Annotated in this window: 17 protein-coding genes; 7 read left to right on the plus strand and 10 right to left on the minus strand. The window is 36.2% G+C overall.

What is annotated here, in order from left to right; genetic code table 11:
• Positions 1-35: 35 nt before the first annotated feature.
• The 4 genes from M4I44_RS07690 to M4I44_RS07705 all read left to right on the plus strand — a co-directional run bounded on the left by M4I44_RS07690 (position 36) and on the right by M4I44_RS07705 (position 7,939).
• The gene (locus M4I44_RS07690) at positions 36-2,300 is read left to right on the plus strand and encodes a glycoside hydrolase family 3 N-terminal domain-containing protein (protein ID WP_249966966.1); all 2,265 of its coding nucleotides are present in this window, start codon (positions 36-38) and stop codon (positions 2,298-2,300) included.
• Between the two features lie 410 nt (positions 2,301-2,710).
• Positions 2,711-4,453 (plus strand): cellulase family glycosylhydrolase, encoded by a 1,743-nt coding sequence (locus M4I44_RS07695; protein ID WP_249966967.1) that lies wholly within the window; start codon positions 2,711-2,713, stop codon positions 4,451-4,453.
• A 418-nt stretch (positions 4,454-4,871) separates the two neighbouring features.
• On the plus strand, positions 4,872-5,711 hold the full coding sequence (locus M4I44_RS07700) for an endonuclease/exonuclease/phosphatase family protein (RefSeq protein ID WP_249966968.1): 840 nt from the start codon (positions 4,872-4,874) through the stop codon (positions 5,709-5,711).
• Positions 5,712-5,713: 2 nt separating this feature from the next.
• The gene (locus tag M4I44_RS07705) at positions 5,714-7,939 is read left to right on the plus strand and encodes a glycoside hydrolase family 3 N-terminal domain-containing protein (protein ID WP_249966969.1); all 2,226 of its coding nucleotides are present in this window, start codon (positions 5,714-5,716) and stop codon (positions 7,937-7,939) included.
• Between the two features lie 178 nt (positions 7,940-8,117).
• On the opposite strand, the gene M4I44_RS07710 is transcribed toward M4I44_RS07705, so the two are convergent.
• The gene (locus M4I44_RS07710; protein ID WP_249966970.1) at positions 8,118-10,139 is read right to left on the minus strand and encodes a DUF3857 domain-containing protein; all 2,022 of its coding nucleotides are present in this window, start codon (positions 10,137-10,139) and stop codon (positions 8,118-8,120) included.
• Positions 10,140-10,454: 315 nt separating this feature from the next.
• Entirely contained in the window at positions 10,455-10,712 is a 258-nt protein-coding gene (locus tag M4I44_RS07715) for a hypothetical protein (RefSeq protein WP_017497992.1), read from the minus strand.
• Between the two features lie 305 nt (positions 10,713-11,017).
• Here M4I44_RS07715 and M4I44_RS07720 point away from each other — a divergent pair, with 305 nt between their 5' ends.
• Both M4I44_RS07720 and M4I44_RS07725 read left to right on the plus strand, forming a co-directional pair.
• Entirely contained in the window at positions 11,018-11,773 is a 756-nt protein-coding gene (locus tag M4I44_RS07720) for an NUDIX domain-containing protein (RefSeq protein WP_017497991.1), read from the plus strand.
• Positions 11,774-11,816: 43 nt separating this feature from the next.
• Entirely contained in the window at positions 11,817-12,137 is a 321-nt protein-coding gene (locus M4I44_RS07725; protein ID WP_017497990.1) for an MmcQ/YjbR family DNA-binding protein, read from the plus strand.
• A 45-nt stretch (positions 12,138-12,182) separates the two neighbouring features.
• Here the strand turns inward: M4I44_RS07725 and M4I44_RS07730 are convergent, their stop codons facing one another.
• From M4I44_RS07730 to M4I44_RS07760, 7 genes are all read right to left on the minus strand, one after another.
• Positions 12,183-12,791 (minus strand): alpha-ketoglutarate-dependent dioxygenase AlkB, encoded by a 609-nt coding sequence (locus M4I44_RS07730; RefSeq protein WP_249966971.1) that lies wholly within the window; start codon positions 12,789-12,791, stop codon positions 12,183-12,185.
• Positions 12,778-13,023 carry an Ada metal-binding domain-containing protein gene (locus tag M4I44_RS07735; RefSeq protein WP_249966972.1) on the minus strand — a complete coding sequence of 82 codons (246 nt, stop codon included), beginning with the start codon at positions 13,021-13,023 and terminating at the stop codon, positions 12,778-12,780. The genes M4I44_RS07730 and M4I44_RS07735 overlap by 14 nt, the downstream gene beginning before the upstream one ends.
• Positions 13,024-13,158: 135 nt before the next feature.
• Positions 13,159-13,872, minus strand: a complete 714-nt coding sequence (locus M4I44_RS07740; RefSeq protein WP_249966973.1) for a 2OG-Fe(II) oxygenase — start codon at positions 13,870-13,872, stop codon at positions 13,159-13,161.
• 127 nt (positions 13,873-13,999) lie between these two features.
• Positions 14,000-14,845: a methylated-DNA--[protein]-cysteine S-methyltransferase gene (locus M4I44_RS07745; RefSeq protein WP_017497986.1), complete on the minus strand. Its 846-nt coding sequence runs from the start codon at positions 14,843-14,845 to the stop codon at positions 14,000-14,002.
• Between the two features lie 127 nt (positions 14,846-14,972).
• Positions 14,973-15,440, minus strand: a complete 468-nt coding sequence (locus M4I44_RS07750) for a GNAT family N-acetyltransferase (protein ID WP_249966974.1) — start codon at positions 15,438-15,440, stop codon at positions 14,973-14,975.
• Positions 15,441-15,515: 75 nt separating this feature from the next.
• A complete protein-coding gene (locus M4I44_RS07755; RefSeq protein ID WP_017497984.1) occupies positions 15,516-15,848 on the minus strand; it encodes a multidrug efflux SMR transporter in 333 nt (110 codons plus the stop codon).
• A gap of 41 nt (positions 15,849-15,889) precedes the next feature.
• Entirely contained in the window at positions 15,890-16,969 is a 1,080-nt protein-coding gene (locus M4I44_RS07760) for a hypothetical protein (RefSeq protein ID WP_249966975.1), read from the minus strand.
• A gap of 94 nt (positions 16,970-17,063) precedes the next feature.
• On the opposite strand from M4I44_RS07760, the gene M4I44_RS07765 reads away from it, so the two are divergent.
• A complete protein-coding gene (locus M4I44_RS07765) occupies positions 17,064-18,905 on the plus strand; it encodes a hypothetical protein (RefSeq protein WP_249966976.1) in 1,842 nt (613 codons plus the stop codon).
• Between the two features lie 72 nt (positions 18,906-18,977).
• Here M4I44_RS07765 and M4I44_RS07770 read toward each other — a convergent pair whose 3' ends face one another.
• Positions 18,978-21,296: a patatin-like phospholipase family protein gene (locus tag M4I44_RS07770; RefSeq protein WP_249966977.1), complete on the minus strand. Its 2,319-nt coding sequence runs from the start codon at positions 21,294-21,296 to the stop codon at positions 18,978-18,980.
• Positions 21,297-21,401 lie beyond the last annotated feature (105 nt).

Below are 21,401 nucleotides of genomic sequence, written 5' to 3' on the forward strand. Positions count from 1 at the left end.
CCTCTTTTAGCAGCATATTAATTTAAAGAAATACAATGAAAAACACGAAGTTTATAGTAGTTGCTCTATTTTTTTGTGGAGCAGTATGGAGTCAGGAAGCCAGGAAAACGAGAGCAGCAATAGATGCCAAGGTCTCAGAGTTGTTATCAAAGATGACATTGGAAGAAAAAATAGGGCAAATGACACAAATTACAGTCACTGTTTTTGAAGATGCTCAAAAACCGGGTTATTTTGATGCCGCCAAACTAAAAAAAGGAATTCAGGAGTACCATATCGGTTCCATTCTAAATGTACCTAATCCGGGAGCACCAACGCTTCAGAGATGGCAGGAGACCATGACCGCCATTACCAATGAAGCCAACAAATCGAGACTTAAAATTCCGGTATTGTATGGTATAGATGCCATACACGGAGCGAGTTATACCGCCGGAGCCACCTTATTTCCACAACAAATAGGTCTGGCGGCAACCTTTAATACAGAGCTGGTAAAACGCGGAGCTGAAATTTCGGCTTATGAAACCAGAGCTTCCTCCATTCCATGGGTATTCTCTCCGGATTTAGATTTTCCGAGAAACCCGGCCTGGTCCAGAATGTGGGAATCCTTTGGAGAAGATGCCTATTTGTCTTCCAAAATGGCCGTCGCTTTGGTAGATGGTTTTGAAGGAAGCAATGTAGGATCAAAATATAGCGTTGCCTCCTGTATGAAACATTATATTGGTTATGGCAGCACCACAACAGGAAAAGACAGAACACCAAGTATTATTCCCGAGCGAATTCTAAGACAATATGATTTAACCATATATCAGGCTGCTATAAAAGCCGGAGCAAAAAGCGTAATGGTAAGTTCCGGAGAAATCAACGGAACTCCGGTGCATTCGAGCAAACATCTGATTACGGACATTCTTAAAAAAGAATTAGGTTTTGAAGGAGTAGTAGTAACCGATTGGAAGGATATTATTTATTTGAACACCAGACATAAAATTGCAGCAACCAAAAGAGATGCGGTTCGTATCGCGGTTATGGCCGGAATAGACATGAGCATGGTACCCGAAGAATTTACTTTTTACACAGATCTTGTAGATTTAGTTCAAAAAGGAGAAGTGCCAATGTCCCGTATTGATGATGCAGTAACCAGAATTCTGAGAATGAAATTCGAGTTAAACCTGTTTCAGAATACAGTTGCGAATCTAAAGGATTATCCAAAATTTGGTTCAGCCGAACACATTCAGGAAGCTTATAAAACGGCTGCGGAATCCATTACATTGTTAAAAAATAACGATGCCGTTTTACCTTTAAATAAAGAGGAAAAAATCCTGGTAACCGGAGCAACGGCAAACAGCATGAAAAACCTGAATGGAGGCTGGTCGTACACCTGGCAGGGTGAAAATGCAGATACTTACGCTGCTGACAAATTAACCATTCTGGAAGCTTTTCAGGCTAAATTAGGAAAAGAGAATGTACTCTATACCGCCGGAGCAGATATTGAAAAAGAAGATGATGCCGAAATTCAAAAAGCGGTTGAACTGGCTCAAAAGGCATCGAAAATTGTATTGTGTCTGGGAGAGAAAAACTACACCGAAACTCCGGGAGATATCAGTAATCTTTATATGAGTAAATCTCAGGTAAAATTAGCCCTCGCCTTAGCCAAAGTAAACAAACCAATTATTCTGGTTTTAAACGAAGGAAGACCAAGATTAATCAGTGATTTTGAGGATAAAACGAGCGCCGTTGTGCAATGTTATTTGCCGGGAAATGAAGGAGGAAGAGCATTGGTTGATATACTGTACGGAGAGGTAAATCCAAGTGGAAGATTGCCTTACAACTATCCGAGATACCCTAATTCATTAGAAAAATACAACAGAAAACATACAGAAAGTTTAGCAGATGAAGAACAAAATAATGATGCTAAATACGAGAAAAGTTATTCCCCTCAGTTTGAATTTGGAACAGGATTATCTTATACCACCTTTACGTATTTGAATTTAAAAATCGACAAAGCAGAAATTACGAATACAGATGAAGTAAAAATAACAGTTGATGTTACCAATTCCGGAAAAAGAGCCGGAAAAGAATCGGTTTTATTGTACCTGTCAGATAATTATGCTTCTATAACTCCTGAGGTAAAAGCACTAAAAAGATTCGAAAAGATTAGTTTAGAGCCTAACGAAACCAAAACGGTAAAATTTACTTTAAACCAAAAAGATTTGCAATTCGTAAACGAAGACCTGAAATGGATTTCCGAAAAAGGAACTTTTACGATTCAGATCGCAAATCTTAAAAAGGACTTTTTATTACAGTAACCCGTTGCGGGAAATTGTTTTAACACATAGAGTCATAGTCTTTATAGACTTAAAAAAGGCGTTTCACTAGTCAAAAAGCAAATAACTATATGAAAGAAATATTTCTATTTTGTCTTCTTTTTTGGGGTAGTACTACCTAAGTGTTTAAGAACAATAACGACAGATTGAAAGGATTAAGAAGATTATTAAATCTGCAGAATCTGCGAGATCTGCGAGTGAAAAAATATTCAACATATAGATACATAGTTTTTTAAAGCAAGAAAGTCTATGCTTCTGCTAATGTGTTAAAATTAAAGTTTGTTCAATTTCACCTCACGGGTTAAAGCAAAGAAAATAAACATCGTTATTTCCGCAAAGATATTTGGTGTTTGAATGTCAAAAGAAAATTAGCTATTTCATATTATAGAGACATGAAAAAAATAATTATTACCCTACCGTTACTACTTTCCTTTGCCGCTTTCGCTCAGGGTTTTTTACATAGAGACGGACAAAAAATTGTAGACGGAACCGGAAAGAATATCATTTTAAGAGGTCTCGGAACAGGAGGCTGGATGGTTCAGGAAGGCTATATGTTACAGACACAACCTTTCGCAAGTCCACAGTATGTTATCAGGCAGAAGATTCAGGATGTTATTGGAGAAGAAGCAACCAAAGAATTTTACGCTGCCTACAAAGCAAACGGAATCACCAAAAGAGATGTAGATTCATTAGCCGCCTGGGGATTCAATTCGATCCGCTTGCCGATGCATTACAATTTATACACACCACCAATCGAAGCCGAAAAAAAGGATGAAATCTCCTGGATTGAAGAAGGCTTTACCATGACTGATAATTTGCTGAAATGGTGTGCCGAAAATAAAATGTATCTGATTTTAGACTTGCATGCCGCTCCCGGAGGTCAGGGCAATGATGCCGCAATTTCGGATTATGATACCACAAAACCCTCCTTGTGGGAGAGCGAAGCCAATCAGAAAAAAATGATTGCCTTATGGAAAAAACTGGCTTCACGTTACAGAGACAATCCGTGGATTGGAGCCTATGACATTATCAACGAACCTAATTGGAATTTTACCGGAACCAATAAAAATGGCTGTGATGAAAACTCAAACGGTCCTTTAAGAGATCTGATGGTTCGGGTTACAAAAGCCATTCGGGAAGTCGATACCAACCATTTGATTTTTATTGAAGGAAACTGCTGGGGAAACAATTACAACGGAATTTTTCCTTTATGGGATGAGAATATGGCTTTGAGTTTTCACAAATACTGGAACTACAATACCACAGCCTCCATTCAGAAAATGCTGGACTACAGAACACAATACAATGTGCCGATCTGGTTGGGTGAAAGCGGAGAAAATTCGAACGTATGGTTCAAAGAGGCATTGACATTGGTCGAAAACAACAATATAGGCTGGGCATTCTGGCCCATGAAAAAAATCGAGAATATTGCGGGAGTGACCTCCGTTACAAAGATTCCCGAATACGATGTTTTATTAAAGTACTGGAAAGACGGCGGAGAGAAACCAAAGTCTGATTTTGCTAAAAAAACTTTAATGAAAATCGCCGACAATTACAAAATGGAAAACGTAACCGTAAAACCGGACGTGATCGATGCCATGTTCAGACAAGTGCAGACCAACGATACCAAACCTTATAAACGACATTTGATTCCCGGAAAAATTGCAGCAACAGAGTATGATTTAGGAACAAATGATAAGGCTTATTCAGACAAAGATTTTATAAACTACAGAGTCGAAACCGGAAAATTTGACGAGTGGAACAAAGGAAATACAATGCGAAATGATGGCGTTGATATTTTACCCTGCAAAGATGCCGGATCAAACGGATATCAGGTTTCATTTATTGAGGATGGAGAATGGTTACAGTTTACAGCTGAAGTAAAGAAGCAAAATACATACAAAGTAGCAATTCGATATTCGGCTGAAAATTCAGAAGGGAAAATACACCTCGAAGCAGAAAATGGAAAAAGATCCCCGATCGTTACATTACCTGCAACGGGAGGAAATGACAAATGGAAAACGGTTGTACTGTCCGGAGTGATATTAAATGCCGGAACGCAAAAAATTAAAGTTGTTTTCGAAAAAGGAGGTTTCAACCTGAATTACTTAGATTTTTCAGAACAGAAAAAATAAAGGCTTAAAGAGGTATTTAGAAGAGAATAGGTATTTAAATGAAGTGAAATGTCTTTTTTATGCGTGCAGCACCTATGTGTTTAGATAACCGCCACAGATTAAAAGGATTAAAAAAAAATCTGCATAATCTGCGAGATCTGCGAGAAAAAATAGATGCGTGAAATATGAAATGTTAGATGTGAAATGCGACTGCAATCTATGAATTTAAGTAACCGATACAGATTAAAGGATTTAAAAAAATCTGCGAGATCTGCGAGAAAAAATAGATGTGTGAAATGTGAAATGTGGCTGAAAACTGCGACTGCAAACTTTCTATGTGTTTAAATAGATGCAACGGGTTAAATTAACATTATTTTGAAGCTTATATTTTTCTTTAGGGCTAATGAAATGGTAGCTTTACGAATTCAATTTTTTTATTATGAAAAAGACAAATACAATTGCTCTCGTAATGTTTCTGATTTTTGTCAGTACTTCATTTTATGCTCAGACTGTAAAAATGATGACGTATAATATTCGTTTAGATGTTGCTTCTGACGGAGAAAATGCCTGGCCAAACCGGAAAGACTTTTTTAATTCTCAAATCAGATTTTACAGTCCCGATATTCTTGGAATTCAGGAGGCGTTGCCTAATCAGGTGGCTGAGATTGCTTCGGCCTTACCGGAGTACCATAAATTTGGGATAGGCAGAGAAGAAAAAGGAAGCGGAGAAGCCTGTACGATTTACTATAAAAAAGACCGTTTTCAGGTAGAACATACGAACACATTTTGGCTGTCAGAAACACCGGAAAAAGTATCAAGGGGCTGGGATGCTGCCTGTAACAGAGTTTGTACTTACGGATTGTTTAAAGATTTAAAAACAAAAAAAATGTTTTGGGTTTTTAACCTTCACCTGGATCATGTTGGAGAGATAGCCCGAGTAAAAGGAGTCGAGTTAGTTCTCTCAAAAATAAAAGAAATAAACACTAAAAATCACCCCGTGTTTTTAATGGGAGACTTCAATTCAGTACCGGACACGAAACAAATTGTAGAGATAAAAAAGATGATGGACGATACCAGGGATATTTCGATAGAAAAACCTTTTGGTCCTTTGGGAACCTTTAACGAATTCAAACACAATGAACCAGTGAATTTGTTACTGGATTATATTTTTGTATCAAAAAATAGCGGATTAAAAATTCAAAAACATGCAGTCTTAAGTGATTCAAAAGATTTAAAATATCCATCCGATCATTTGCCTGTTTTGATCCAAATAAATTAATTATGAAAAAAATAACCACATTTACCTTGTTGATGGTATCGCTTTTTGCGATCGCTCAGCAAGAAACAATAGATCAGAAAGTAAATGCTCTGTTGAAAAAAATGACTCTTGAGGAAAAAATCGGTCAGCTAAATCAGTATACGGGTGACAATGCAGCAACGGGGCCTATTACCATAAACGCAAACAAACAAGCCGAGATTAAGGCAGGATTAATAGGTTCGATGTTAAACGTAACCGGAACAAAATACACCCGACAATATCAGGAACTGGCCATGCAGTCCCGTTTAAAAATCCCCCTGTTATTTGGTCAGGATGTCATCCATGGGTACAAAACGACTTTTCCAATTCCGTTAGCCGAAGCAGCGAGTTGGGACTTAGCAGCTATTGAATTGGCGGCAAGGGTTGCAGCTACAGAGGCTTCAGCAAGTGGGATTCACTGGACATTTGCTCCAATGGTCGACATTGGCCGTGATCCGCGTTGGGGGAGAGTGATGGAAGGCGCGGGAGAAGATACCTGGCTGGGTTCTAAAATTGCCTATGCCAGAGTTAAAGGTTTTCAGGGAAATAAACTCGGAGATCTGAACTCGGTTATGGCCTGCGTAAAACATTTTGCAGCTTATGGCGCAGCTGTGGGTGGCAGAGATTACAACTCGGTAGATATGAGCGAACGCATGCTTTTAGAAACCTATCTGCCTCCTTTTAAAGCAGCTCTAGATGCCGGCGCAGCGACTTTTATGAATTCTTTTAACGACTTAAACGGAATTCCGGCTACCGCAAATGTGCATTTGCAGCGTGATATCTTAAAAGGAAAATGGAACTTTCAGGGATTCGTAGTTTCAGACTGGGGATCGATTGGGGAAATGGTAGCACACGGATATTCTAAAGATTTAAAGGCTGCAGCACTTGCAGCGATTACAGCGGGAAGTGATATGGACATGGAAAGTAATGCGTACCGATATCATTTGGCAGAATTAGTGAAAGAAGGCAAAGTACCTGTAGACCTGATTGATGATGCCGTGAAACGTATTTTACGCAAGAAATATGAATTGGGTTTATTTGATGATCCTTACCGATATTCAGATCAAAAAAGAGCCGATAAAGCTTTAAACAACCCTGAAAACAGAAAGGCAGCTCTTGAAGTAGCTAAGAAAAGTATAGTTTTATTAAAGAACGACAACGAAACATTACCGCTGTCTAAAAATCTGAAAACAATTGCATTCATTGGTCCAATGGTGAAAGAGTACAAAGAAAATATGGGATTTTGGTCCGTAGAATTACCCGAGGTTGATTACAATAAATGGATCGTCTCACAATGGGATGGATTGCAGAACAAAGTGGGCAAAAACACAAAACTGCTTTATGCCAAAGGCTGTGAAGTAGACGGAGATAACAAAGGCGGTTTTGCAGAAGCAGTGGCAACGGCTCAACAGGCAGATGTGGTGATTTTGAGTATTGGTGAAAGACGTGACATGAGCGGTGAAGCAAAAAGTCGAAGCGATCTTCATTTGCCGGGTGTTCAGGAAGATTTGGTAAAAGCGATTCAGGCAACAGGAAAACCGGTAATAGTTCTGGTAAACGCAGGAAGACCTCTTATATTTAACTGGACAGCAGATCATGTTCCGGCAATTGTTTACACCTGGTGGTTGGGAACTGAAGCGGGTAATGCTATCGCCGATGTTTTGTTTGGAGATTACAATCCATCAGGGAAATTGCCCATGACCTTCCCGAGAGAGGTGGGGCAGATCCCAATTTATTACAATCATTTCAGTACCGGAAGACCTGCTAAAGATGAAGATGCCAAAAACTATGTTTCGGCCTACATTGATCTGAAAAACTCTCCTAAATTTCCTTTTGGATACGGGTTGAGTTATACCAAATTCAATTATTCCGATTTGAAATTGTCAGCAGTAAAAATGAAAAGCAACGAAACTATTAAAGTTTCTTTTCAATTATCAAATGTTGGAAAAGTAGCAGGAGAAGAAGTGGTGCAATTGTATTTAAAAGACAAATTCGGATCGGTGGTAAGACCCGTTTTAGAATTGAGAGATTTTCAAAAAGTAAAACTAAATGCAGGAGAATCTAAAACAATTGAGTTTACTATTGACAAAGAGAAACTTTCGTTCTACAATAATAAATTAGAATGGACAGCAGAACCGGGAGATTTTGAAGTCATGATCGGAGCTTCATCAGCTGACCTCAAATTAAAAGCAGATTTTGAATTGCTTTAACCTTTTTAACCAAACAGAAATATAGATTACTGTTATAAAAATAACACGAATTGCACGAATTGTCACTAATTTGTTGGTGTAATTAATTCCACAAACAAGGTTAACGGAGTAAAATTTGTGCAAATTCGTGTAATTTGTGTTGAGACAGTAGGCTACAATTAACCTCCTTTTTGGATGATTATTTTACTAATTTTTTGAAATTGAATTTCAGCTTGTTCAATAGACCATCTTCTATAATGTCGACTCCAATTCCAAAATTACTGTCGGCTACCTCGTTATGGGCCTCCCTGAAATCTTCAAAATCCTCTTCAGGAATTTCTAAGTTAATCAGCGGTTTATAGTCGATGTAAATAGTTCCTCCGTTTTTGTTGATCTTTTTACGGCTCACATAATCAAAGTAAGCATTGTTGATCGTACTTTCCTGTATCGTAAACTTCTCGCTAACATCAATTTTTTGATCCGTTACAAGAGTGATTTCATATCGCTCATTGTCAAAATTGTGCCAGAAAGAGATGTCTTTATGCATAAAATCCCTTGCTCTGTTTTTCACAATATTGGAGTCAAAATACATCAGGAAACGATTGTTTTTCCCGTCTGAGAAATAAGGGTTTTCAATAGTGGTCTGATATTCAATTTTAAACTCATTCAGTTTTTTATCATCACTGACAATTTCAATTGCGGCATCTTTAAAAATCTTTCGAAGATCAGTTCCGTTTCTGTCATTCGTATAATTTAAGGTATAAAAAAAGAAATTGTTCCAGCTGTCAATAATCTCTCTTTTGTTGGTGTTTTTGAAATACCTTCGCATGCTGTTGGCGCGATTTCCTTTGTATACGGTCGTTAGTTTCAGTTTACCAACATTGTTCTCCGCAACAAGTTCTGATTTTTCATCAAGCGCATAATAAGGGAAACGATGAGGAGGTTTATGTTGTAATTCCAAATTAGGCTTCACTTCCAGATAATGCAGGAAGAAAATAAAACCACGATTTTCAATCAGTCCAAATTCATCACGCAATGTGGCATCAACAAAGTAGCTTTCACCCTTGTAATTGATCTTTACAATTACGTGATTAAAAGTCAGTAACGACGGTAAGTAATGTTTGATATAAAAATCAGTACCGAAATTGACCAGAATAATCGAAGAATCAATACCAATATAATCTAAAATAACTTTTAGTAAAACCGATTTAGCCTTGCAGTCGCCCTGTTTATTAGTAAACGTTACAGCAGGCTCCTGCGGCTTGTGGCCATTCATTTCATCGGCATTGTAAATATAATTGATATGGTTTTGAACATATTCTATCGCAAATTGCAACTGATCGTCTTTAGAACCTATTTTATCCAGTTTTTCAACCAGTTCGGGAGCAAATTCTGCCAAAGAAGATTTTTCGAAAATGGTCTCATAAATAGGAGAGATGTAATTGGATAATTCTTTCCAATCGGCAGCCGTGGTAAAATCTATAAACGAAGAAACCTCACGGTTTGAATCTACAAAATTGATGTAATTCTCTTCTTCTCTTACATATTTTTCTCCCTTTTGCAAATAAGCGGTCTGTGGTTCCAGCACATTTCCGTCTTCATCTCTAAAGAACGATTTTTTGTAAGCAACTGCCTTTTCGCGATCGTTTATAAAAGTGAATTTGTACTTTCCGTACGCCCAGTAACTGTCAGGACCTACCCAAACATATCTGGCGAATTCTTTGCGTAGAAAATCACGCTCGGTAAATATTTTAATTCTGGAATCTTCCATAATCAAAATATCATACAAACGAAGATCCTTTATCGTAATATTAATCTTTTTGTTACTGCTTAAAACACCGCCACCGCTTTGGTTTTCGCTGTCCAGTATTTTAACTTTAGTATCGGGAATTTTGTCGACTAAAACACCATCTCTTAAAACACTGATTCGGTGTATCACATAAGTTTCACTTTCTTCCAACACAACATCCACAGCAGAAGCTTTCTCCAAATTGGCAGGCTCATTTAAGGTATAGGCCACACAGGCATATTCGCTGTTTTCGTTATCATTGGTATAATAAATTTTATCTAAAAAATAACAATAGTCACGTCCCTCGTCTGCTTGTTTTTGAGAGAATTCAGATTCTTTGATATAATCTATAAGCTGGTTGTCATTAAGGTCACTAGCCCACGGTTCAGGCTTTTGAATTTTGTAAATTTCTGACTGTATATCTTGTTCCATAATAAGGCTTTTAATTGAAGTAGGTAAAATCTTCGGTTTATAACAAAAATATAGCTTTTTGTCTATATCTAAAGGGACCGAATGTATTATTAGGATAAGTTCAGTTTTCTTACAATAAATAAATTTATTATTTGATTTTGAAGAAATTTCACCTTAAATAATTTAAAAAAGGTCTGAAAGAATTAAGGAAATTAGGAAAATGAATTCCAAAAATAATAAGAGAAATTAAGGTATAATGCGCTCCGTTTTTGTTGCGAAGAATAAAATAAGGAAATTTTTGTATTGAACTTAAAGGATCAAATAATTGAATGAAAATTATTTTAAAACAGTGTTGATAAAATCCATTACACCAATTCCTTTGTAAGAAGCATATAACGCCTTGTCATAAGCTTCGCTTTTTGCTTTTTTATTTTTGGATTCCGTTTCAACAATCATTTCATTGAAGATTCTTTCCTGCTCTTCACTATATTTTAAAGAAGCTTCAAGAAGATAAGTCTTAGAAACAAACCCGAAAGAAGTCCAGATTTTATTTCTGATTTTTTTATTTATGTCTTTTAACGGATTGGTAATCATATCTCCGGCATTAAAATTCTACGTTCATGTTGGATTAAAAACTGTAAATAGTATGCTGATTTACAGTGTGTTTTTGTTGGAAAAATAACAAATCGTTTTTCAAATGTGTTATTATGACGCAATGTAATTATTTTTTTAATTCGATTTTCATTTTAAGTAAAAATTGTGATAGTTGTACCGGGAGTTTTTTAGAAGAATTCTTATCAAAACAGAAGCTCATTTTTTGCAAAAATGTTTCTGATTTATAAAAATGCATTAAATTGCAGGTATATTAAAGAACAGCATGCTGATTTAAGAAACGTTGAATGCCAAAAAAGATAATAGAAAATAGCGAAAATTACCAGCCCGGACTTTCAATTGACTGTGTCATTTTTGGATTTCATGACAATCAGCTAAAAGTTTTACTCATTAAAACTCCATTTGATGAAAAATGGTCCTTACCCGGAGGATTTATACCCATTGAGGAAGATATTGACACCGCAGCCGTAACCGTTTTAAAGGAACGTACCGGAATGCAGGGTATTTTTTTAAGACAGTTTGCGACTTTTGGCCGCGTCAAACGAAACGATCTGCATTTTGGGAATGCTGTACTGGATCACTATAATATTTCCAAAGAAGACGGAAAATGGCTTACTCAGCGTTTTATAACCATTGGATATTATGCCTTAATTGATTTTTTAAAAGCAGTTCCGCAAAAAGAAAACAGTCAGGAAATTATAGAATGGATCGATCACAAAGAAGTTCCTGAACTTATCCTGGATCATAGAGAAATTCTGGATAAAGCCCTGAATACTCTTAGGATCGAGTTGAATTTAATGCCGGTGGGTTACAATTTGTTACCCGAAAAATTTACAATTCCACAGCTGCAAAAGCTGTATGAAACGATTTTAGATCGAAAATTAGACAGACGAAACTTTCTGCGTAAAATCACCAATATCGGAATTCTGAATAAACTGGACGAAAAGAAAAGCAATGTGGCTCACAAAGCCCCAAACCTATATACTTTTGATACAGATAAATACAAAGAGGTCCTTAAAAACGGACTGAATCAGGGATGGTGAAAAACAGGTTTTAAGCAGTGAGATCTTAAAAGACGAGTTAAATATGATTGCAATAGAAACATTTAGAAGCCTTGCGTTGTCATTTCCGGACGCCACAGAAGAACCTCATTTTGAGAAGACCTCTTTTCGCATCAACAAAAAAATATTCGCCACTTTTGATGAAAAGAACAATACAGCCGTTTTAAAATTGAACGAAATCGATCAGTCCGTTTTTTGCGCTTCAAGTGAATTGATTTTTTATCCGGTTCCCAATAAGTGGGGCAAACAAGGCTGGACGGTTGTAGAGCTTTCAAAAGTAAGGCCGGAAATGTTTGAAGACGCTTTGATTCTTTCTTATCAAAATGTAGCTTTTAAAAAAAAGTGAGAAGTGAGAAGTGAGAAGTGAGAAGTGAGAAGTGAGAATGTACTGTTAAGTTACAATAGTTCTGAACGTCAGATTTACTCTTGGTTTTGAAGTCGTTTTTGTGGGAGGTAAACGATGCAGCCAATTCGTTTGGGTAGCATCTTTCATAACCAGTAAACTTCCGTGTTCTAAAATTAAAGAAACAGTTTCTTTGGTTTCCTTGTGTTTGAAGGCAAATTTTCGTTCAGCGCCAAAGCTAACGGAGGCAATGGCACCGTTCTTTTTTAAATCTTTTTCAGCATCACTGTGCCAGGCCATTCCTTCCTCACCAGAATGATATAAATTGAGCAAACAGGAATTAAATGTCTCTCCCGTTTTTTCTTCCATCACAGCTTTTAGTTCCAGTAATTCCGGAGTCCATGTAAGCGCTTTTTTGGTGGTATTGGAATACGTATATTCAAAACCTGAATCACCATACCAGGCCACTTTCCGTTTGGTTAAAATCAATTTACCAAAGATAACAGCTTCATCATTTTTCCATTCAATGGTATTTAAAAGGACTTCCAAATAATGATTGGAGTCCTCTCTGGAAAACAACTTTCCGTAATAATTAACCGTTCCGTCTTTAGGAAGCAGATTCGTTGTTTCGTCTGTATGCGGATTAAATAAGTCCATTTTTCCAGTTTTGATATTCATTTTTCATACAATGTCCACAAGGCCGAAAATTGTTTTCTTTGGCTTCGTCCTCGGTTGAAAAGAAAACCCTGTTTTCGCGTTTCATTCTTTTCCCGGATTTGCATTTTAGCGTTCCGTAGATTTTTAGTTTTCGGTTTCCACCAAAGCAAATTTCTTCATTTTTAATTTTACTTCGAAGATCTGAATCTTGAATTTGATTATGTTTAATCATTTTTTTAAAGATAAATTTCTCGCAAAGTCACAAAAACTTAAAGTCTTTGTCTTTATTGAAGAAACAAGGAAGAAAACTTAAAACGTAAAGGTAAGTAATTGCTTTTGCGACTTCGTAACTTTGCGAGAGATAAAATTATGAAAGAGCGTCGTGAAAAATAATTCCCAACGTATGTCGTTCGCCAGAATGAATCTCGCTTACACCATGTTTCATATTGACCCGATAATATCCTTTTGTACCTTTCACAGGTCTGAAATTGGTGGTAAAAACTAAAACGTCTCCTTTTTTAGGTTTCAGTACAATAGCTTTGGATTGCGCCCGAGGTGTTTGCTGTGTCAGTACAAATTCTCCGCCTGTAAAATCTTCATCGGGTTCGTTCAGGAAAAGAACAATCTGAATTGGAAAATAAACATCTCCGTACAAATCCTGATGCAGCGTATTGAAACCGCTTTTACCATATTTTAAGATTAAAACAGTTGCCTTTAATTGATGATTGGCATGGCATTGTTCCAGTAATTCCTGATGCGTATCCGGAAAAACGGTCTGAATATGAAGTGCTTTCATCCAGGCGTTTGCGATAGGAGCGAGTTTAGGGTAAATAGAAGTACGAATGTTCTGAATCAGATCGGGTAAGGGATAAGTGAAGTATTTGTACTCCCCTAAACCAAAACGGTAGCGTTCCATGACGACCGTTTTTCGATATAATTCAGACTTTGAATAATCGGCTTTTAGAGCTTCACATTGTTCGTTATCTAACAGATTTGGAATAATGGCGAATCCGTTTTCGTGCATAGATTCGCTAATGCTGTCCCAATGAAGGGAAGCAATTTTTGAGGATATGTTTTGCATAATGATTTTAAGTTGAGGTTTTTAGGCCACGACCCGAGCGATAGCGAACGGACGAAGTGATTCCCGGATTATAGCAATTTTGCCGGCAAAGATTTTAAAAAATAATTCGTGAATTTGTGGCAGAAAATTATGGATTTATCTGTGCGCCTTCCCATCCAATAATGGCCGTTTTACGGGTGTTTCCCCACATATATCCACCAAAGGTTCCGGTGGATTGAATCACACGATGGCAGGGAATTAAAAAAGCGACTGGGTTACTTCCGATAGCGGTACCAACGGCACGGGAAGCATTGGGCTTCTCAATTTGCTGTGCGATTGAACCATACGTAGAAAGCTGTCCCAATGGGATTTTTAAAAGAGTTTCCCAAACTTTCAATTGAAAATTAGTACCTTTTAAATGTAGTTTAATTTCGGATAATTTGCTCCAGTCATTTTGAAAAATAAACAGTGCATTTTGTTGTATCAGATCCAGCTTTCTGGAGAATGTGGCGTTGGGGAATTTCTGTTTTAAATTCTCAAAACCCATTCCTTCATTTTCGGCAAAAGCCATAAAACAAACTCCTTTAAGTGTTGAAGCCACAATGATATTTCCAAACGGACTTTCGGCAAAACTGAAGTTAATTTCTAAGTTCTTTCCCCCATTTTTATATTCGGCTGGTGTCATACCTTCGATGTTCACAAACAAGTCATGCAAACGGCTGGTTCCCGAAAGACCGGTGTCAAATGCAGCATCAAATAAAGTAGCCTGATGGTCTTCCTGAAGTATCTTCTTGGCATGTTCAACACTTATGTATTGCAAAAACTTCTTCGGACTTGTGCCTGCCCATTCAGTAAACAAACGTTGAAAGTGAAAAGGACTTAAATGCACTTTTTCGGCAACTTCATCAAGATTAGGCTGCGCTTTAAAATTGGCTTTGATATAATCAATCGCTTCAGCAATTCGATTATAATTAATGTTTTCCTGTGTGTTCATTTTCGTTTCATTTTATAAGGCAAATATCGACACGTTTTTGCGGGTATAAAATCCGAAACTTGCGGAAGTAATAGTTTGTTTCAAGTTTCAGGTTTCATGTTCTGCCGAAACTTGAAACTTGAAACAATTAAAGCTGCAATTCTTTCTCCATTTTATAATTAATCAGTTCGACACCCAATCTTACATTTCGTTGTTTGACTTTTGCGGTAAAACCGTTCTTCTCGAAAAAAGGTTTGGCAGTAATGCTGATGTCTGATGTTATGATTTTTGAATGTTGTCTTTTGGCTTCAAGTTCTAATTCGGTTAAGAGCTTATCGGCGATTCCTTGTCTTTGATAGTCTTTGTGGATATAAAAGAAATCAATATAATCTCCGTCTTTTAAAGTGCCAAAACCAACAATTTTAGTTGCAATGATGGCCAGCAAAACAAATTGTGTTTGAATAACGTCTAACCAACGCTCGGTATTATGAACACCATAAGTCCAAGCCTCAATTTGTGCAGGATTGTAATCGCTCTTACAAACCGATTGTATGGTTTCGGTATACAATTGCTGCATTTCCGCTAAGTCTGAAATTGTTGCTTTTCTGAAATTCATTAAATTTTTGATTTATAGTGTAAGGAGTGTTTTTATAATATCATTTGATAGTATCAATGATTGATTTAAAATACCTTAATGCGCTGTAGTTTTAGAAAAAACATTAATGACAATAACACCTGCCATAATCAATGTTAATCCAATTATCGCTGGTAAATCGGGGATTTGTTTGAAGAAAACAGCGCCGATAATCGTGATCAGTACAATCCCAACTCCCGACCAGATGGCATAAGCAATTCCGACCGGAATGGTTCTGATGGCAAAACTTAAAAAATAGAAAGCGGCAAAATACCCCAAAATGGTAATAATACTTGGGATTAGTCGGGTAAATTCTTCAGATTTTTTTAGGGCCGAAGTAGCAATGATTTCAAAGATTATAGCAATGCCTAAAAAGAAAAAGTTTTTCATATCACGTTTTTTACAAAGATAGCTTTATTAAAAGAAGAACTTTATTTGAGATCGTCTTTTGCGACGGAAACACTTATGAGCTTGTAACCCTTTTCGGTTCGAAGAAATTCAAAATGATCCTGTTTGAAATCAGTTTTATTACTTGAATTAATAACTATGTTTTTAACAGGATACATCCATTCTTTAGGCTCATTACAATTATTAAAGTACGTATTATATTCGCTCGTTTCAAAAATAAAAGGATTCAACCCATCAGACGAAACGAAATAATCTGTTCCGGAAGTCTTAAGCTGTTGCAGTTTTGATTTTAAAAGAGCATAATTATCTTCAATAAATTTTGTCTTTGATTCGCTTTTCCATCCAATTGGTTCTTTCCAATAAGTGATTTTGTCAAAGGAGATCTTCATTAAATTTTCTTTGGATAAATCAGAAAGCAAATTGTTTTTTAACCACAACCTAAATTTCTTATCATAATTAATAAAAGAATAATACTCACCGTCAACGCCGGCAAAATTCTCTCTTGTTTCTTCTTTATTAGGGGCTTTTGATTTTTGTAAAGAATAAAAGTTAAGATCAGTACTGTCTTTGAAATCCTCAATTAAGACTTTGTTGTTAAGGTCTATAAGATATCTTTCTCCACCCGTCCAGAAAAAATGTTCACCGTCCTGTTTTTTTAGGGCACCTTTTAAGGCTACAATCATTCCGTTTTGAACTTTTGATAAAACACTATAATCGGCAGGAATTGCAATTTTGCCTTCACTATTAAACATTCCGGTTTTATCTGTTTTTCGGTCTGTAAATCTAATGTAACCTTCATTTTCGCAATCCGGGCCATTGTCAAAAATGTATAAACTATCACGTCCCACTATTTTGCCGGATTTAGTTAAATAGTAGCTTTTCCAGCCGCCATTTATCTCTTCTGTTACAGCAATAATTTTATCGAATTTACGGGCAGTAGTGAACCCCATAAACTTTGGCGTTATTTTGATCGTTCCGTTTGCGTCTTTAAATCCAATATGTGTGGTGTCTTTATCCCAAAATGAAATCCAGATATCTTTGTTTTGTGCGAGTATAACACAATTAGTAAAGAAGTACAGGCAAAAAACTAGAAATCGTTTCATAAAGACAAATTTCCAGTAAAGATAAGAATAACATTTTCTAAAAATAGACCTTGGACATTTGGGAGGAAAAGCAGTACTTTTCGAGAAAAAATAGATGAATAGAATTGTTTTGATTTTGATAAGCTTTAGTCTTTCAGTGTTTTCTCAGAAAAAGCAACCAAGTAAAGAGGAGAAAGACATGATTTATGAAATGACTTATAACATAAATAAAGAAATTTTTAAGACTCCTAATTTTCCGTTTAAAAAAGTAAATAGAAAAATGGATGAAATTCAAAAGAAAGCAATTCAATCTGCTGAAGTAATCAACTCTTCAATAGATACAATTATCGCACGAGGAGTGTTGAAATTGGAGAAATCTACTTATGGATATGATCTCTTGTTTAATTCCCGTTTTCCTTCTTATTTTAAAGAAAATGATGAACCTACTATTGTAGATTTTCACCCCGTAACCAGTAAGCTGTTTAATTCGAAAAAAGAGTTGATTGAAATTCAGCATGTCGGTGGGACTTCTTTTGGAATAGAGTTTTTGTACAAATACAAGAACGGAAAAGAGATTAATTTGAATTTTACTACGTTGCGGAAGCAGGATCAGATCAACAATGCCATAAATTTTAAAAACAACAACGAACTTGATGAAATTAAAGGAAGTGTGGTTTACAATATTAAATTCATTACAGATTATTCTCAGGTAAAGCTTTCTCAAAAGGATATAGGAAGTACGTTTAAGCTGAATAATAACGAATACAAGTTAGTAGATGTCATAAACAATGTGATTTTGATAGAGGCAGTTGATCAGAATAGTGATCGGGAAAACAAGATACACTTGGTGAATTACGATGAGTCGGGCAATGTATTGGTTACATACAGTGACAAGGAAATGGCAGAACTAAAGAAGAAAAATAAAAAAATCAATGATGAAAGGGCTGGTCTTAGTGATATAAGAGGTAATATAAGTAAACATGTTTTTGAGACTTTTAAAGCCAACCCTACGATGAGTTTTGAAGAATTTAAAAAAACATTTATTATTGATGAGGTGATAAATGAAAAAAGGAAGTACATCTTTATTCAGACTATTGCGCCAATTAAAAATGATTTCGTTCTTTATGAGCCTGTTTATGGTATAGACAGGTCTTTTGAGATGATTCCGAATCTGAAAGAGCCTGAGCCTAAAAAAATGAGGACAGAAGATTACAATGCTCCACAATTATCTGCAGATTGGAATGAGAAACTATTCGGAAACATTAAAGAATACACAGAGAACGTTTACTATGCAACAAAAAAGAACGGCAAGTATGTAAAAGGTAAAATGCAAAATTATACCACTTATAAAAAGAATGCTAATGGGGAGTTTGTTGAAGATAAAATATTTCCTAAAAAGTCTGATTATCCGGAGAACAAATATAATAGCTTAAAACAAAAGATAGAATCAATAGGTTACGATGATGATGAAAAGATTACCGGAAGAACAATTTACAGTTACGGACCTGAAAAAAAATTAGTAGAAGAGAAAAGTTATTTTTCGGATAATGATACTTTAAGAAGTTTGGTGAAATATAAATACGATAAAAATCAAGTTATAAAAACAAGCTTTTCTTATGATTATCAAGATGGAGAAACCAAAGTTACAGAGTCTGAAGATGTATTCGTGTATGATGAAAGAGGGAATCTTATAGAAGAACATTCGAAGAATAATAAAGAGGATTCGGTGTATCTGGATGAAATGGTAATTTATAGAAAATACAACTCCGATAATAGAAGAATTGAAGAATCAAGTTCAGATTCCTTTTTAGGAGATGGAAAAATTAAGTTGGATACAAAATTAGAGTATCTTAAAATCGATAATCAAAAAAACTGGACCGAAATGTTTTTTGAGGGAAGGTTAAGTTCAGAAAAACAAGAGGCTAATTTTGTTGAGAGAATATTTGTATATGAATAGGAAGCATTACAAAAACTAAACCCGACAGGTTTTTAAAACCTGTCGGGTTTGAAAGCTATTTTTTAATTTTTTCTACGGATTAAGCGACAATCCGACACTGAAAAACAATCGGACTTTGTCGATATTATTGATCCATGAAGTATCAAAGTGAATTGGGCCTAAAATAGACTGATAGGAAATAGCAGCTCCTCCGGATAGTACAAGGCTGGTTTCGAAATTATGATCCCAATTTCCTTTTGGTTTAAAGGCGTGGTCGATGAAATTACCAAAACTGTCAAAACCTACAGAAGCAATATTAACATGAGGGGTCAGATAGATTTTTCCGGTAATATTTATTTGCGAGGCGAGTTTAAGCCCCATATATTGTGTAACATTGAGTTCGTCTTCATGCAAACCCGGGAATGAAAAGCGATTACTGCCGGAACTTGGGATAATACCACCTAGAAAATATCTTGTTGCATAACCAAAATCGAAAAACGAAATTTGATTGTTTTTGAGCTGATCTTGAAAAATAAAACAAGCATCAAATCCTACGATTCCTGTAATTTTCTTTTTTAAGGGCAACCTCTTTTCAAAGCTTAAGCCAAATTTCGTATAATTATTTGTTGAGCCTGAAAGACGCAGGACATCTGGGGCGGAAATGGAGGCGTTGACATTGCTAAGGAGTGATCGCGTTATATTTGATTTTATAATGGTTCCGTTTGTAGCAAAGAAAACTTTATCCATATCATTATAGGAATAATGCATGTTGAATTCGATGTTATTAGAGCTGTAGTTGTTTAGTGAAACTGCGTTCGGATTGTATTCCCGGTCATATTTTGGTTTGAAGTAGGTGTAGTGATAGTTTAAACCAAAACCAAAATAGCTTTTCAGCGAATTTAAATTTCTGTTTACCTCATTGTTGAATTCAAATGTATTATAAAGGATATTATCTGAGGCTTTGCCATTAAGGTAAATTTCCTGTTTTAAGAAAGCTCCGTAAAGTTCCGTACCCCACCACCATTCTCTGCGTCCTCCAAAATTTTTCTGAAAATTGATTCTGCCTTTTGGTTGTTCTGCTATATCGGCAGTAACCAAAAGACGGGAGGCATCGGCAAGGACGTTTCTGGCGGTGTAGTTAAAAATAACACCAACACCTCTGTAAGTATCATAGTGTACAGAGGTGTTTAGCTGGTTTTTAGCACGCTCAGATCCAAATAATGTAAGTCCGGGTTTATCGCCATCTTTGATGAAATAGCTATATCCAATTTCATCAAAAAGATTCGTACCCATAGCTCTGTTGATACCTGAAATTAAATCTTTGGAGGTATATTTTACATGGGGTTTAAGATTTGCTCTTCCCACTACCAGAGGGAGATTTTCAGGACTTATTTTCTTGTAAATTATGGTGTCAAGAACAAATTCTTTAGGCATATAGGGCAATTTGTGCGTTCGTTGCGTAAATCCCTTTAACTTTTCCGATAAAGCAATTAAAGCCGGAAGATTTTTATTTGCCGCTATTTTACCGTCTTTGTAGATTTCGTTACTAGCTGCAAAGTCAGCCGTCGAGAAACGCAGGTTGGGCATGTGATCGACTAATATGGTACACAGATCACGGTTTGCCGGGTTTTTAACATTACTCGGAAACATACTCGTCTGCATTAATATCATCATAATATTGTTCAGTTTCCCCATTGGCTGCATTCCTCCACCTACATCACTGCCAATAATAATATCGGCACCCATTTTTTTGGCCACATCAGTTGGAAAATTATTTAATACTCCTCCGTCAACTAACATGGTTTTTTCGTAAGGCACTGGTTTGAAAATAGCGGGCAAAGACATGCTGGCTCGCATGGCGTAAGCTAAACTGCCTTTGCTTAAAATAACTTCTTTGCCTTCAACTAAGTCAGTAGCCATAGCTCTAAAAGGTATCGGGAGGCTGTCAAAATCTTTAACATTATATACAGGAAAAGTCAACTCAGAAAGTGATTCTCTCAGGTTTTGATCATTTAAAAGGGAACCAACGCTATTGAGTTTTCCATCTTTAATCCCTATTCCGACCAAGTATCTTTGGAATTCTCTTTTTTCTTCGGCACTTACCGATCGTAATGACTGACCTCCGCCAAGGAGTTTATCCCAATAAATATTCTTAGTGATTTTTTCGATGCTATCGCCGGAATATCCCATGGCATATAAACCGCCAATGATACTTCCCATGCTATTTCCAACAATAAGATCAGGCACAATGTGTAGGGAGTCCAGTTTTTGCAAAAGCGGAATATGTGCAATTCCCTTTGCTCCGCCACCACTTAATACTAAAACGACTTTAGGTTTCTTTTCCTGAGAAAATAGTATGTGAGGAAGACATAATAAAAACAAGAATACCAATAAACAAGATTTTTTTTTCAAGAGCACGGCGTTTGTGTAGTTGAGAAGTAGTGACTTAATTGAATTCTATTTGAATTCTTAAAATTAAAAAGTTATTCTGAAAAAAGCTTTTTTTTGATAGAAAAC

The sequence above is a fragment of the Flavobacterium sp. B183 genome (genome assembly GCF_023539155.1).
In the GTDB taxonomy this organism is placed as follows: domain Bacteria; phylum Bacteroidota; class Bacteroidia; order Flavobacteriales; family Flavobacteriaceae; genus Flavobacterium; species Flavobacterium tructae.

What these genes read in the sequence shown, in the direction of transcription:
- M4I44_RS07700 (WP_249966968.1), top strand. Translation starts at nt 4,872, where the DNA reads ATGAAAAAGACAAATACAATTGCTCTCGTAATGTTTCTGATTTTTGTC.
- M4I44_RS07715 (WP_017497992.1), bottom strand. Translation starts at nt 10,712, where the DNA reads ATGATTACCAATCCGTTAAAAGACATAAATAAAAAAATCAGAAATAAA.
- M4I44_RS07750 (WP_249966974.1), bottom strand. Translation starts at nt 15,440, where the DNA reads ATGAATTTCAGAAAAGCAACAATTTCAGACTTAGCGGAAATGCAGCAA.
- M4I44_RS07690 (WP_249966966.1), top strand. Translation starts at nt 36, where the DNA reads ATGAAAAACACGAAGTTTATAGTAGTTGCTCTATTTTTTTGTGGAGCA.
- M4I44_RS07740 (WP_249966973.1), bottom strand. Translation starts at nt 13,872, where the DNA reads ATGCAAAACATATCCTCAAAAATTGCTTCCCTTCATTGGGACAGCATT.
- M4I44_RS07725 (WP_017497990.1), top strand. Translation starts at nt 11,817, where the DNA reads ATGATTGCAATAGAAACATTTAGAAGCCTTGCGTTGTCATTTCCGGAC.
- M4I44_RS07720 (WP_017497991.1), top strand. Translation starts at nt 11,018, where the DNA reads ATGCCAAAAAAGATAATAGAAAATAGCGAAAATTACCAGCCCGGACTT.
- M4I44_RS07695 (WP_249966967.1), top strand. Translation starts at nt 2,711, where the DNA reads ATGAAAAAAATAATTATTACCCTACCGTTACTACTTTCCTTTGCCGCT.
- M4I44_RS07755 (WP_017497984.1), bottom strand. Translation starts at nt 15,848, where the DNA reads ATGAAAAACTTTTTCTTTTTAGGCATTGCTATAATCTTTGAAATCATT.
- M4I44_RS07765 (WP_249966976.1), top strand. Translation starts at nt 17,064, where the DNA reads ATGAATAGAATTGTTTTGATTTTGATAAGCTTTAGTCTTTCAGTGTTT.
- M4I44_RS07745 (WP_017497986.1), bottom strand. Translation starts at nt 14,845, where the DNA reads ATGAACACACAGGAAAACATTAATTATAATCGAATTGCTGAAGCGATT.
- M4I44_RS07760 (WP_249966975.1), bottom strand. Translation starts at nt 16,969, where the DNA reads ATGAAACGATTTCTAGTTTTTTGCCTGTACTTCTTTACTAATTGTGTT.
- M4I44_RS07730 (WP_249966971.1), bottom strand. Translation starts at nt 12,791, where the DNA reads ATGGACTTATTTAATCCGCATACAGACGAAACAACGAATCTGCTTCCT.
- M4I44_RS07735 (WP_249966972.1), bottom strand. Translation starts at nt 13,023, where the DNA reads ATGATTAAACATAATCAAATTCAAGATTCAGATCTTCGAAGTAAAATT.
- M4I44_RS07705 (WP_249966969.1), top strand. Translation starts at nt 5,714, where the DNA reads ATGAAAAAAATAACCACATTTACCTTGTTGATGGTATCGCTTTTTGCG.
- M4I44_RS07710 (WP_249966970.1), bottom strand. Translation starts at nt 10,139, where the DNA reads ATGGAACAAGATATACAGTCAGAAATTTACAAAATTCAAAAGCCTGAA.